This window comes from Burkholderia sp. Bp9031, from assembly GCF_003857965.1.
GTDB classification, from domain to species: domain Bacteria; phylum Pseudomonadota; class Gammaproteobacteria; order Burkholderiales; family Burkholderiaceae; genus Burkholderia; species Burkholderia ambifaria_A.
Genome location: NZ_QTPW01000001.1, coordinates 45,034 through 58,190, shown reverse-complemented (window position 1 = coordinate 58,190; position 13,157 = coordinate 45,034). Strand labels below are relative to the sequence as shown.

Annotated in this window: 14 protein-coding genes and 2 pseudogenes; 6 read left to right on the top strand and 10 right to left on the bottom strand. The window is 66.1% G+C overall.

What is annotated here, in order from left to right:
• Positions 1-162 precede the first annotated feature (162 nt).
• Both DIE15_RS00295 and DIE15_RS00290 read left to right on the top strand, forming a co-directional pair.
• Positions 163-570 carry a response regulator transcription factor gene (locus DIE15_RS00295; protein WP_057927130.1) on the top strand — a complete coding sequence of 136 codons (408 nt, stop codon included), beginning with the start codon at positions 163-165 and terminating at the stop codon, positions 568-570.
• 17 nt (positions 571-587) lie between these two features.
• Entirely contained in the window at positions 588-1,364 is a 777-nt protein-coding gene (locus DIE15_RS00290) for a helix-turn-helix domain-containing protein (protein WP_124831893.1), read from the top strand.
• Between the two features lie 21 nt (positions 1,365-1,385).
• Here the strand turns inward: DIE15_RS00290 and DIE15_RS00285 are convergent, their stop codons facing one another.
• From DIE15_RS00285 to DIE15_RS00260, 6 genes are all read right to left on the bottom strand, one after another.
• Complete coding sequence (locus DIE15_RS00285) at positions 1,386-1,739, bottom strand: metal ABC transporter ATPase (RefSeq protein ID WP_124831891.1); 354 nt, start codon at positions 1,737-1,739, stop codon at positions 1,386-1,388.
• 141 nt (positions 1,740-1,880) lie between these two features.
• Positions 1,881-2,120, bottom strand: coding sequence for a hypothetical protein (locus DIE15_RS00280; protein WP_057927127.1), 240 nt, complete (start codon positions 2,118-2,120; stop codon positions 1,881-1,883).
• Between the two features lie 16 nt (positions 2,121-2,136).
• Positions 2,137-2,427: a DUF1488 domain-containing protein gene (locus DIE15_RS00275; RefSeq protein WP_057927126.1), complete on the bottom strand. Its 291-nt coding sequence runs from the start codon at positions 2,425-2,427 to the stop codon at positions 2,137-2,139.
• Between the two features lie 117 nt (positions 2,428-2,544).
• Positions 2,545-2,943 (bottom strand): DUF488 domain-containing protein, encoded by a 399-nt coding sequence (locus tag DIE15_RS00270; protein ID WP_124831889.1) that lies wholly within the window; start codon positions 2,941-2,943, stop codon positions 2,545-2,547.
• A 129-nt stretch (positions 2,944-3,072) separates the two neighbouring features.
• Positions 3,073-4,275 (bottom strand): amino acid aminotransferase, encoded by a 1,203-nt coding sequence (locus DIE15_RS00265; protein ID WP_124831887.1) that lies wholly within the window; start codon positions 4,273-4,275, stop codon positions 3,073-3,075.
• Between the two features lie 43 nt (positions 4,276-4,318).
• Positions 4,319-5,704, bottom strand: a complete 1,386-nt coding sequence (locus DIE15_RS00260; protein ID WP_057927123.1) for an amino acid permease — start codon at positions 5,702-5,704, stop codon at positions 4,319-4,321.
• 319 nt (positions 5,705-6,023) lie between these two features.
• Between DIE15_RS00260 and DIE15_RS00255 the strand changes: the two genes are divergently transcribed.
• On the top strand, positions 6,024-6,497 hold the full coding sequence (locus tag DIE15_RS00255; protein ID WP_044843065.1) for an Lrp/AsnC family transcriptional regulator: 474 nt from the start codon (positions 6,024-6,026) through the stop codon (positions 6,495-6,497).
• A gap of 45 nt (positions 6,498-6,542) precedes the next feature.
• Here DIE15_RS00255 and DIE15_RS00250 read toward each other — a convergent pair whose 3' ends face one another.
• Positions 6,543-7,454 carry an EamA family transporter gene (locus DIE15_RS00250; protein WP_124831885.1) on the bottom strand — a complete coding sequence of 304 codons (912 nt, stop codon included), beginning with the start codon at positions 7,452-7,454 and terminating at the stop codon, positions 6,543-6,545.
• A gap of 348 nt (positions 7,455-7,802) precedes the next feature.
• On the opposite strand from DIE15_RS00250, the gene DIE15_RS00240 reads away from it, so the two are divergent.
• Together DIE15_RS00240 and DIE15_RS00235 are read left to right on the top strand one after the other, a co-directional pair.
• Positions 7,803-9,476: a phospholipase C gene (locus DIE15_RS00240; RefSeq protein WP_124831883.1), complete on the top strand. Its 1,674-nt coding sequence runs from the start codon at positions 7,803-7,805 to the stop codon at positions 9,474-9,476.
• Between the two features lie 108 nt (positions 9,477-9,584).
• On the top strand, positions 9,585-11,003 hold the full coding sequence (locus DIE15_RS00235; RefSeq protein WP_124831881.1) for a cytochrome-c peroxidase: 1,419 nt from the start codon (positions 9,585-9,587) through the stop codon (positions 11,001-11,003).
• A gap of 205 nt (positions 11,004-11,208) precedes the next feature.
• Here the strand turns inward: DIE15_RS00235 and DIE15_RS00225 are convergent, their stop codons facing one another.
• From DIE15_RS00225 to DIE15_RS37400, 3 genes and pseudogenes are all read right to left on the bottom strand, one after another.
• A complete protein-coding gene (locus DIE15_RS00225) occupies positions 11,209-11,649 on the bottom strand; it encodes a type VI secretion system amidase immunity protein Tai4 (protein ID WP_057927265.1) in 441 nt (146 codons plus the stop codon).
• Positions 11,646-11,777, bottom strand: coding sequence for a type VI secretion system amidase effector protein Tae4 (locus DIE15_RS37405; protein WP_239068207.1), 132 nt, complete (start codon positions 11,775-11,777; stop codon positions 11,646-11,648). The genes DIE15_RS00225 and DIE15_RS37405 overlap by 4 nt, the downstream gene beginning before the upstream one ends.
• A gap of 125 nt (positions 11,778-11,902) precedes the next feature.
• A pseudogene (locus DIE15_RS37400) lies at positions 11,903-11,956 on the bottom strand (cytoplasmic protein); the annotation flags it as partial.
• Positions 11,957-12,442: 486 nt separating this feature from the next.
• Here DIE15_RS37400 and DIE15_RS00215 point away from each other — a divergent pair.
• Positions 12,443-13,155, top strand: a pseudogene (locus DIE15_RS00215) (GntR family transcriptional regulator).
• Positions 13,156-13,157: the final 2 nt, after the last annotated feature.

The following is a 13,157-nucleotide window of genomic DNA, read 5'->3' as shown; positions in this document are numbered from 1 at the left end:
GAGCACCGTCGGCCTGCGCGCGCGTCCGGCATCGCGACGCAGGCGCCGCCGCCTCTTTCCCGCACGCGTTGTAGGAAACGCCCTACAACGCGTCGCAGCGGCCTACACAAACTTCCAATTCGGCCGATTTCTTTTTTGGCAGCGCAACACGATACTGCCGGCATGAATGCCAGCATGCCACCCACCGCCGCGCTCCGGGTGTTCCTCGTCGATCACGCCGTCGCCGTCCGGCAGCGAATCGCGCTGCTCGTCGGCGCGATCCGCGGTGTCGTGGTCGTCGGCGAAGCCGAGGACGGCCAGGACGCGTGGACGCACATCCGCAGCAGTCACGCGGAAGTCGTGCTTGTCGATCTGCGGCTCGCGGACGGCAGCGGTCTCGATTTGATCGGGATGCTGTCGAAGGCCACGCCGCGCGTCGTCACGATCGTGCTGACGAACCACTCGGCGCCGGCATTCAGAGAGGCATGCGCGACGGCCGGAGCCGACTACTTCTTCGACAAGACCGTCGAATTCGACGCCGCATGCCGCACCATCGAATCCCTGGTGCTCGCTCGCGTGCACCACCCCTGACCGAGCCGGAGTGACTCATGTCTACAGCCACCGCCTGCGCCGCCCCGTCCGTCGCGCCTCGGCCAACGGTTCCGCTTCGCGCGGTCGCGCGTACCGAAGCCGCCAAGCATCCGGCCGCGCGCTGCTCGGTCTGCGCGATGCGCTCGATGTGCCTGCCGCCCGACCTGACCGCGGACGAATACGGCCGCCTCGACGCGATCATCTGCTCGACCCGGCAGGTTCGCCAGGGCGACGCGCTGTTCCGCATCGACGATCCGTTTCACAGCATCTACGCGGTGCGCGCGGGCTCGTTCAAGACGGTGATGATGCATCGTGACGGCCGAGAGCACGTGACCGGCTTTCAGATCGCCGGCGAAACGCTCGGCATGGACGGCATCGGCAGCGGCCAGCACTGCTGCGACGCGATCGCGCTTGAGGACAGCGTCGTGTGCATCATCCCGTTCGGCGCGCTCGAGGCGGCATGTCGCGAAATGAAATCGATGCAGCATTTCCTCTACCAGATGCTGAGCAGCGAGATCGTTCGCGAATCGAGCCAGATGCTGCTGCTCGGTACGATGTCGGCCGAGCAGCGCGTCGCGCATTTCCTGCTGAACCTGTCGTCGCGCTTCGAGGCACGCGGCTATTCGGCATCGGAATTCAACCTGCGGATGACGCGCGAGGAGATCGGCTGCTATCTCGGCATGAAGCTCGAGACCGTCAGCCGGATGTTCTCGCGGTTCCATCGGGATTCGCTCGTCGAAACGCGCGGCAAGCGCGTGCGGATCATCGACGCGCAGGCGCTCGCCCTGGTCTGACGCACGGCGGCGCGGCGAGCGTCATTGCACGGCGGCGCCCGTCGCGACCGCACGCAACGCGGCCGCTTCAGGCCCGCCGGCCTGCCACGCGGACAGCACCTGCTCGGCTTGCGCGAACGCACGGCGCATCACCTCGTTCACGTCGTCGCCGGAGCTGCATGGCAGCGACGCCGGCGCGCGATCGTGCATGACCAGCTCGAGCCGCACGTCGTAGGCGCGGCCGCCGTCGGCGGTCGTGCGCAACTCGATCGACAGCCGGCACTCGTCGAGCCGGGCGCGGAATCGTTCAAGCTGCACCAGCTGTGCGCCCGCTTCGGCTTCGAGCGCCGCGCAATCCGTGCATCCGACGCAGACGATCTGCATGCCCACGCCCATGATGTTCCTCCTGACGGGGTCGGCGCTGTCGACCGCGTTATCTTTCCCTGTGTGTCTCTGTCCCGCGCGCGGCGCGATTGCTGCCCCGGCGATCACTGCCCTGGCAGCATTGCAGCCACTCACCTCTGCGCACGAGGCGGTTCACACGCTGAATGTCTGAGAGGCCTTCATTTCGATCCACGTCATCCCGGCCCGCAGCCCTTCGATCGCGGCTTCGTGTTCGGTCGGATATGCATGACTGTGCTCGAACGTGTGATGAAAGCGCGCCGCTCCCGTCCCGTGCTCGACCGACACGCGGCAGCGGAACTCGCCGGATTCGCACGGCCGCGTCTCGACTTCGACCGACCAGTCGCGTTCATGAATCGTGCCTTGAAGTGTCATGCATCCTCCCGCGGTATCAGTCGTCCATCCGGAAGTGACCGCTGTGCAGCAACACCGGTCGGCCGCCGATTTCATCGAGCATTCGTCGTGCCATCGCCTCGATCGCCGAGCGGTGCGCTTCGAACGCCTGCAGCAAATCCCGCTCCAGCAGCGACGGCGCACCGAAATGGTCTTCCAGTGCTTCGGCCGTGATCGCGCATTGCACGCAACGGCCGTCGACCAGCGCCGAAAACGCGACGACCAGATCGCGCGCGCAATATTCGGGCGGTTCCGGTGGAAAGGCAATCTGCATCTGTCCGCCTGTCATCGTCGAGACGATCTCATGACGTGAGCATAGCGGCTCGCACGGCCGCGCACTTGACCCACGTCAACCGGTTCGTTGCGCCGCACGATGGCGGCCCCCTTTGCATGGCCGGACCGGCGTTCAGCCCGCGTCCGCGTCGATCGTCGCACCGCGCTCGGCCAGCAATTCGCGCAGCACGCTGCGATGGCAGCGGCGCTCGTCCTCGCAGTAGCAGCCGATCGAGAACGCGCTCGTCGCCGACAGCGCGGCGAGCAGGTCCAGCACCTTCGGCGCGTCGCCGTGCGCCATCTCCGCGCGGAAGTGGCGCGTGAACGCGCGCCATTCGGCGTCGGTTTCGGCAGCCAGCGCCTGCGCGACGAGTTCGGGGCTCGGCGACAGCGTCGGCAACCATACATCATAGTAGTTGCGCGATGCGAATTCCGCCTTGGGTACGCCGCGCGGCGGTCGCCGCACCGTGCCGATCCTCAGGCCCTCGCCGGCCGCACGCGGCGTGCCGAGCCGTACGATTCGAATAGCCATGCCGCTCCTTCGTCATGCGTTCGATTCCGCATCGTACCGCCGCGCCGTCGCCGCGCAACAAAAAACCGGCTGCCTCCAGGGGAGACAGCCGGTTTCGGCGATGCAATCGGGCGCCCGTGGGCGCGCCGGTCAGACGCCGCTCTTCAGCACCTTGCCGATCGCATCCGCGACGATGCCGACGTTCGAATCGTTCAGGCCCGCGACGCACATGCGGCCCGAACGCAGGATGTACACGCCGTGTACTTCGCGCAGCGCGTCGACCTGCGATTCGGTCAGGCCCGTGTACGTGAACATCCCGCGCTGCTTCACGTAGCGCGTGAGCGCTTCGCCGCTGACGTGGTCGCGCAGGCCGTCGTGGATCGACTGGCGCATCCGTGCGATGCGGCGGCACATCGCGGCGAGCTCTTCTTCCCACTGCTTGCGCAGCGCGGGCGTATTGAGCACGGTCGCCACGACCTTCGCGCCGTAGGTTTGCGGGTTGCTGTAGTTCGAGCGCACCGCGCCGGCCAGCTGGCCCAGCACGCGCTCGGCCGCGGCCGCATCCTCGCAGACGACGCTCAGGCCGCCGACGCGCTCGCCGTACAGCGAGAAGTTCTTCGAGAACGAGTTCGCGACGAGCGCCGGCACGCCGCGGCGGGCCAGTTCGCGCACCGCGAATGCATCCGCGTCGAGGCCCGCGCCGAAACCCTGGTACGCCATGTCGACGAACGGCAGCAGTTCGCGCGCCTCGATCACGTCGATCAGCTTCTCCCACTGGCCTTCGTCGAGATCGACGCCGGTCGGGTTATGACAGCACGCGTGCAGCAGCACGATGCTGCGCGCCGGCAGCGCGTCGATCGCCGCGAGCATCGCGTCGAACTTCAGGCCGCCCGTCGCTTCGTCGTAGTACGGGTAGGTGTTCACCGTGAAGCCCGCGCGCTCGAAGATGAAGCGGTGGTTTTCCCAGCTCGGGTCGCTCAACCACACCTGCGCGTCCGGGAAGTAGCGCTTCAGGAAATCGGCGCCCACCTTCAGCGCGCCCGAGCCGCCGAGCGTCTGCACGGTCGCGATGCGGCCGGCCGCACGCGCCGGGTGATCGGCGCCGAACACGAGCGCCTGCACGGCGTCGCGATACGCGGCGAGGCCGACCATCGGCAGGTAGGGCTTCGGGCCGAGGTCGCGCTGCAGCGCGGTTTCGGCTTCGCGCACGGCACCCATCACGGGAATCCGGCCTTCGGCATCGAAATAGATGCCGATGCTCAGGTTGACCTTCTGATCGCGCGGATCCTTCTGGAAATTCTCGTTGAGCGTCAGGATCGGATCGCCCGGGTACGCGTCGATGTGTTCGAACATGGCTATGTCGGTCTCGTTTGGAAGAAGGGTCGTGGTGCCCGTGTCAGCGCGCGGACGCGCCGTCGCGAATCGCATAGCCCGCATTCTTCTGACGGAAGCGATACCCGATCGCGAGCACCGCGAGCCATACGGGAATCAGGTACACCGACAGACGGAGATCCGGCGTCAGGTACATCACGACGAGAATGCCGGCCATGAATGCCAGGCACAGGTAATTCGTGAAAGGATAGCCCAGACTGCGGAAGGAAGTCTGCTCTCCCGCGATGCGCTTGGCCTGGCGGAATTTCAGGTGGATCAGCGTGATCATTGCCCAGTTGATGATCAGCGCCGACACGACGAGGCCCATCAGCACCTCGAACGCCTTGCCCGGCATGAAGTAGTTGACCAGCACACACGCGCCGGTCGCGAGCGCCGACGCGCCGAGCGCGGCGAGCGGAATGCCGCGCTTGTTCACCGAGCACAGCACCTTCGGCGCGTTGCCCTGCTTCGCGAGGCCGAACAGCATCCGGCTGTTGCTGTACACGCCGCTGTTGTAGACCGACAGCGCGGCCGTCAGCACGACGACGTTCAGCACGTTCGCGACCAGGTTGCTGCTCAGCGCGTGGAAGATCAGCACGAACGGGCTGCCGCCGGTGACGACCTTCTCCCACGGATACAGCGACAGCAGCACCGCCAGCGCGCCGATGTAGAAAATCAGGATCCGGTAGATCACCTGGTTGGTCGCGCGCGGAATGCTGCGCTTCGGATCGTCGGCCTCGGCCGCGGTGATGCCGATCAGTTCCAGCCCGCCGAACGAGAACATGATCGCCGCCATCGACATCACGAGCCCCGATACGCCGTTCGGGAAGAAGCCGCCGTGCTGCCACAGGTTCGCGATGCTCGCTTCCGGCCCGGCATGGCCGCTCGCGAGCAGCCAGCCGCCGAAGCCGATCATCCCGACGATCGCGACGACCTTGATGATCGAGAACCAGAATTCCGTCTCGCCGTACGACTTCACGCTCGCCAGGTTCAGCAGGTTGATCGCGACGAAGAACACCAGCGCCGACACCCAGGTCGGCACGCCGGGCCACCAGTACTGCACGTAGATGCCGACGGCCGACAGCTCGGCCATGCTGACGAGGATGTACAGCACCCAATAGTTCCAGCCGGACAGGAAACCGGTGAAATGACCGACGTACTTGTCGGCGAAGTAGCTGAACGAGCCGGCGACCGGCTCGTCGACGACCATCTCGCCGAGCTGGCGCATGATGAAGAACGCGACGACGCCGGCCACCGCGTAGCCGAGCAGCACGGACGGGCCGGCCATCTTGATCGTCTGCGCGATGCCGAGGAACAGCCCCGTGCCGAGCGCGCCGCCGAGCGCGATCAGCTGGATGTGCCGGTTCTTCAGCCCCCGCTTCAGGCCGTCCTTCTCGTTTCCAGAAACCATGTCTTCTCCATTCTGCCCGCCTCCGCCGGAAGCGGTGCGGCGCGCCTCGGTGTGCCGGGCGCTGTTTTGCTGTGCCGGCAGCCGTTCGTGGAGCCGCCGGGTTGGGGACTGCAATCTTCGCGCGGCGATGCCCGATGCCTGTCGGCAGGCCCGCCATACCGGACGCCGACCGTCGCCCTCGTCCGCATTGCTGCGGACGCACACGAAAATCCGGCGTCAGTTTAGCGTCGCGACCGTGAAATCGGGTTGCGTAACCCGCTCATGCAAACCCTACATTATGAGATAAGATTGCGTCCGGGAGACAGATGAGGAAACAAAAATGCCTGAACCGGTTCTCGATCGCATCGATCGCCACCTGCTGTCGGTGTTGCAGGAGAACGGCCGCGCGTCGAACCTCGACCTGGCGAAGGCCGTCGGCCTGTCGCCCGCGCAGACGCTGCGGCGCCACCGCCGGCTGGAGGAGATCGGCGCGATCCGCCGCTACGAAACCCGTCTGTGCCCCGATACGCTCGGGTTCGGCGTCACCGCGTTCGTGCACGTGACGATGGAGCGCGGGCATATCCGCGACCTGTCGAAGTTCCAGAAACTCGTGTCGGATCTCGCGCAGATCCAGGAATGTTTCTCGGTAACGGGCGATATCGACTACGTGCTGAAGGTCGTCGCGCGCGACCTGAAGGGGCTCTCCACGTTCCTGCTCGAAACGCTGATGCGCATTCCCGGCGTGAGCGGCGTGCATTCGAGCGTGTGTCTCGACGAAATCAAGTGCACGAGTGCGATGCCGGTGGAAGGCTGAAGCGCTGCCGCACGACACCCCGGGCAGCGCGCTCGGCAGCCGTGCTCACCGCACCGCCTCGAACGCGCCGATCAGCAGCGCGCCCGAAGCAATCACGAGGCACCCGCCCGCGCGACGCCGCGTCAGCCGCTCGCCGAGATACGCGCGCGCGATCAGCGCGGCGAACACCACGCTCGTTTCGCGCAGCGCCGACACCGGGCCCATCGGTGCGCGATCCATCGCCCAGATCACGATCCCGTACGCAAGCGCCGCGAATACGCCGCCGCATGCGGCTTTCGCCGTTTCCCCGACGTCCCGCGTGAGCCGCAGCGGCCCCGCGCGCAGCCGGTAGTACGCGGCCATCAACAGCGCGGTCAGCACGAACATCCACGCGGTATAGCCGACCGTGCTGCCGCTTTCCCGCACGCCGATCCCATCGACGACGCTGTACGTGGCGATCGATACGCCGGTCGCGAACGCGGTCGGCAACACTTGCGTCATCCGGTGCTGCGCGCCGCGCCCGCGCTCGAGCCCGATCGCCATGATGCCGGCGCAGATCAGCACGAGTCCGCATTGCGCGCCCGCGTTCAGGCGCTCGCCCGCGAACGCCGCCGCGCCCAGCGTGACGAGCAGCGGTGCGGTGCCGCGCGCGACCGGATACGCGACCGTCAGGTCGCCGTGCTCGTACGCGCGCACCAGCAGCAGCGTATAGACGACGTGGATCACCGCCGACGCGACGACGCACGTCCAGCTCGCGGGCGTGATCGGCGCGGCGGCAGGCAGGAACAGCAGCGCGAACAGCCCGATCGCGATTTGCAGCACCGTGGCCGAGCGCAGCCGGTCGCCGCTGCTGCGCACGAGCGCATTCCATGACGCATGCAGGAACGCGGCGCACAGGACGGCAAACAGAACGGGAATCGGCACGTTGAATACTCGCTGACGGCCGGCAACGCGAAATCGTCGCCGCGGGCCGATCATCGTATGAATGCGTCACCCGATTGTCAAAAACGTGCGTGGCGCGACGTCGCGGGCGAACCGGCCCGCCGCGCGCTGCGGCCCGCCCCGCGCGGCATTCGCGGCAACGACCGCACACGCCGCCGAATGTGTCGCCCAGGTGGCATCCGCAGCGTTCCTTTCCGCTTTCTTTCGCTCCGCCGCGCGTCGTAATGAAATCGATACCGCGGCGCAATCCTCGCGAAACCGCTCCGCCCCCATATCTTCATACCGGGCTGTTTCAATGCCGGTGCTCTATCAACGAGCTCCGCGCCGAACCGACACGGCGACGGGGCCGACCTCCACCATCGAACACCTACCTGGAGTTTCCCGATGTTCCGTCAAGCCTTGCTCGTCACCGCCTGCGCAGCCGCAACGCTCGCGCTGTTCGCCTGCGGCGGCAGCGACGATCCCACGTCGACACCCGCCGTGTCGTCGCAGGATGCGCTGAAGACCGCCACGCCGATCAAGCACGTCGTCGTGATCTACGGCGAAAACGTGTCGTTCGACCACTACTTCGGCACCTACCCGAATGCGACGAACCCGTCGGGCGAACCGGCGTTCACCGCGAAATCCGGCACGCCGACGATCAACGGGCTGACGGGCACGCTGCTCACCGCGAACCCGAACTTCACGAACACGGCCAACGGCACCGACGCCGCGAACCCGTTCCGCCTCGATCGCACGCAAGCGGCAACCGCCGACCAGAACCATGCGTACACGGCCGAGGAGCAGGCCGAAGACAACGGCCTCGCCGACCTGTTCCCGAAATACACGGGCAAAGCCTCGTCGGGCGGCGCCGGCGCGTTCGGCACGAAGGGCCAGGTGATGGGCTACTTCGACGGCAACACCGTCACCGCGCTGTGGAACTACGCGCAGCGCTTCGCAATGAGCGACAACGCATATACGACGGTCTACGGCCCGTCGACGCCGGGCGCGCTGAACGTCGTGTCGGGCCAGACCAACGGGATGCAGATCGTCAAGACGTCAAAGCAGCCGTCGACGCTCGCCGCCAGCTCGTACTACATCAACGACGGCCAGGGCGGTCTCACGATGATCAACGACGTCGACCCGGGCTACGACGTGTGCTCGAGCACGACCGACCAGGCGATGATGAGCGGCAAGAACATCGGCGACCTGCTGAACGGCGCGAAGATCACGTGGGGCGGCTTCATGGGCGGCTTCAACCTGTCGACGACCAACGGCAACGGCACGACGGGTTGCGCGCGCAGCATGATCGCCACCGCCGTGAACGCCGCGACGGCCGACTACATCCCGCACCACAACTGGTTCCAGTACTACGCGTCGACCGCGAACCCGCAGCACACGCGCCCGAGCTCGGTTGCGGCGATCGGGTCGAGCCTCGAAGCCGACGGCAAGACGGCCGAGCCGGCGAACCACCAGTACGACAGCGACGACTTCTTCGCGGCCGTGAAGGCCGGCAACTTCCCGTCGGTCAGCTTCCTGAAGGCGCCGGCCGCGCAGGATGCGCACGCGGGCTACTCGGACCCGCTCGACGAGCAGGCGTTCGTGACGAAGGTCGTCAACTTCCTGCAGCAGCAGCCCGACTGGCAGAACACGGCCGTGATCGTCACCTATGACGACTCGGACGGCTGGTACGACCACGTGTACACGGCACCGACCCGTTCGTCGTCCGACGCGGTCGACCAACTGAACGGCAACGGCAAATGCGGTTCGGGCGGCACCACCGGCCTGAACGGCGGCACCGTGAACGGCCGCTGCGGCCCGGGCGTGCGCATCCCGCTGGTCGTGATCTCGCCGTATGCGAAGCAGAACTACGTCGACCACACGATGATCGACCAGGCATCCGTCGTGCGCTTCATCGAGGACAACTGGCTCGGCGGCCAACGCATCGGCGGCGGTTCGTTCGATGCGACGGCAGGCGACCTGCGCGGGCTGTTCGACTTCTCGTCGAAGCCGAATACGGCACCGCTGTATCTCGATCCGACGCAAGGCACCGTGCTGAGCGCGGCGCCGGCGATCTGACCGGCATTGCGTAACCGGTAGCAGCAAGCAGCAGGCCGGCGCATCGTGCGCCGGCCCTTTCCATTTAATGCGCCGCCTGTACACGGCGCCCGACTTTCGACCGACAGCATGACAGCTCGTCCCGCGTTCTCGTCTCCCGACGCATCCGGCGCCGCCGCGCCGCGTTCCCCTGCCCGCCTGCTGCGCCGCGCGGCCTTCGTGACCGGCGCGGCCGTGCTTGCCTATGGCGCGTTCGCGGTCGCATTCCCCGCGCGGGTACCCGCGGCGATCGGCGACGTCGTCGCCGACTGGACCGGCGCGAATCCGCATCCGGTCGTGCTGCAGCGCCCGGCCGCGCAGCCGCTTTCCGCGGTTGCGCAGCTCGGGCGCGCGCTGTTCTTCGATCCGTCGCTGTCGGCATCCGGCAAGCAGTCGTGCGCGTCCTGCCATAGCCCCGATCATGCGTACGGGCCGCCGAACGCGCTGGACGTCCAGCCGGGCGGCCTCGTGATGACGCAACACGGGTTTCGGCCGCCGCAATCGCTGATGTACCTGTACCGTCAGCCGAACTTCAGCATCGGCCCCGATGCCGGCGAAAACGATGCCGCGCCGAGCATCGCGCAGCAGGCCGCATCCGCGGCCGGTGTCGTCAAGGCGCAGAAGGTGGCCGGCACGTCGGCCGCGCCGCAGCTCGTGCCGCAGGGCGGGATGTTCTGGGACGGCCGCGCCGATACGCTGCAGCAGCAGGCGTTCGGACCGCTGCTGAATCCGGTCGAGATGGCGAATGCGAACATCGACGACGTCGCACGCAAGCTCGCGCAACCGTCGCATCGCGCGCAGTTCGAGCAGTTGTTCGGCGCGCGCGTGTTCTCCAGCCCGCAGCTTCTGGTGTCGGAGGCGATGTTCGCGATCGCGCGCTATCAGGTCGAGGATCCGTCGTTCCATCCGTACAACAGCAAGTACGACCGCTGGCTCGAGGGCCGCGCGCGCCTGACGCAGGCCGAGTTGCGCGGGCTGCGGCTCTTCAACGATCCGGACAAGGCGAATTGCGCGGGCTGCCATCTGTCGAAGCCCGGCAAGGACGGCCTGCCGCCGATGTTTACCGACTATCAGTACGAGGCGCTCGGCGCGCCGCGCAACCAGTCGCTCGCGCAGAACCGCAATCCGGCGTTCTACGATCTCGGCGTGTGCGGGCCGTTCCGCGAGGATCTGAAGGACCAGACGCAGTATTGCGGGATGTTCCTCACGCCGACGCTGCGCAACGCCGCGACGCGCCAGGTGTTCTTCCACAACGGCGTGTTCCATACGCTCGATCAGGTGATGGCGTTCTACAACGAGCGCAGCATCTCGCCGCAGAAGTTCTATTCGCGCGGTGCGGACGGCAAGGTCGATGAATACGACGATATTCCGGTGAAGTACCGCGCGAACGTCGACGTGACCGATGCGCCGTTCGACCGCAAACCCGGCGACAAGCCGGCGATGACCGCGCAGGACATCAAGGATATCGAAGCGTTTCTCGGCACGCTCACCGACGAGCCGGTGCGCTGAGGGGCCGGCCGCTCGTAGAGCGCGTTGTGCGCCTTGGTCGGCGCGACGTCGGCGTAGCGTTGCGCGAAGGTGGTGTAGGTGTGGCGGGCGGACAGGTCGTTCGGATCGGTCATGCGGCATCCGTCGGCGGGAATCGGGGGTTCGATTCTGCACGATCGGGGCGCGGATGGCGATGTTCGGATTCCGCCGCTGCGGCGCCTGCGGACTAGCGCGGGTTTTCGGCCCGATACGTGCTGTTCGGGCGCAGGACGAGCTTCTTCGTGGCAGCGTCCAGTTCCTTGCCGTGATACAGGTCCATGCACTTCAGGAAGTCGAATTTTACGTCCTTGATTTCCGATTCGACAGCCGGATTCCGGTAATCGCGTGCAAGGTACTTCGCCACCAGCGCATGAACGACATCTGACGCACGCTCCATGTCGTAGTAGGTCCAGTCGCGCAACGCATTGACGCTGCTACCGATATCCTTGCCGACATCCGGCGCCTGCTTGTAAGCAGTAGCCAGGCACTCCGCGAGCACCATGTCCTTGAAGTTCTGGAGATAGGTCCGTGAGCCAGCCTCCGGCGAGGCGTGAGCCTCTCTCCCTGAAACCATCGCCGGTTGAATCGCAACGCACGCCAGCATGATTGCGAGCCGGGTTCTCTTCATGACAAACTCCAAAAATTCGCGCGATCCGTACGATACCGTGCGCCCGGTTCGTTGAAATAGCAGTGGTCGTAACACGTACGTCCGTTAAACAGCGTGGCGTGGCCCTGTGCATCGCTCCACCCCGACACCTCGAACAGGATGACGCCCTGTCGGGCCGCGAGTGGTCCGCCGTTCGAAGGCGGATACTTGACACCCTCGGCCTTCCCCACCGTTGCTCGAGAAAGCGGATCAAGTCCCTGACACGAAAAAAGTATTGCCGATTGTCTCCGCCCGATACCGTTTGTCCAGGAATACGGGGAATCACCATGCCGGCCTCGCCGAGGATGTAGCTCATCCTCACCGCGCACGTATTGCTCCATCGCTCTGTCGGGCTCGGATTGTAGATGTTTTTCTCAACGTATCCACCTATCACTTTCGCAACACGCTCGCCGGAATTGGCCGAATCGTAGATTCGCTGAGATGCCGCCCATGCGACGGCAAATGACGGTCGTTTCACTATGGCTCCTTGTTGTTGGAATGAATTCGATTGGAGGAAACACCATCGGAAAATCGCAATTGCTGGCGCCTTCCGAATCCCCTCGCGGCCCTCGAACTCGAACGTGATGATGCACGAAGTGAAAGTTTTTTGTAATGACGGCGGTCGCGGCAGCACGGACCCGCAAGCCGCTTCGCGTATCACCTCCCCCTCGTTTTCCCCAACGCCGACCACCTTGACTCCCGTTGCCCGATCGACATCACTTCGCACATCACAAGTGTGATCACAGCTCGCAGATCAAACCCAGGAGAACCCGCCTTGGCACCCCGTATCGTCCCGCCCGCACTGAAAGCAATCGAATCGGCAACGATGGCCGAAAAGGTCTACCAGCAACTGCGCGAAGCGCTGATGAGCGGCCGCTTCGCGCCCGGCCAGGCGCTGAGCCTGCGCAGCGTCGCCGAGGCGGTCGGTTCGTCGACGATGCCTGTGCGCGCCGCGCTTGCGCGGCTGCACGCCGAACGCGCGCTGGTCGACGGCCCGAACCGCGCGCTCGTCGTGCCGCCGATGACGCTCGACATGCTCGACGAACTGCGCGACGTGCGGATCGCTCTCGAAGGTTGCATCGCCGAACGTGCCTGCGCGCGGATGACCGACGCGCAGATCGCCGCCGTGCGCAAGACCTGCGCGACGATGCAGGCACAGGCCGAGGCCGGCCCCGTTCACGCGCGTACCTGCAGAGCAATTTCGCGTTCCACAGCGCGATCTACGCGCACGGCGCGAGTGAAAGCACGCTGGCGATCGTCGAGAACCTGTGGATGCGTGTCGGACCGTTCCTCAACATGGTCGCGCTCGATTTCCCGCACATGCGGCGTTCGATGGACGCGCACCGCGCGATCGTCGATGCGCTCGAACGGCTCGACGGCGCCGGCGTGCGTGCCGGCATCGCGCTCGACATCGGCGGCGCCGCGCATGATCTCGCTGCGACGCTGCGGGCCGAGCAATCCCCGCGGCGCGTGAACGCAAAGCCGTAGCA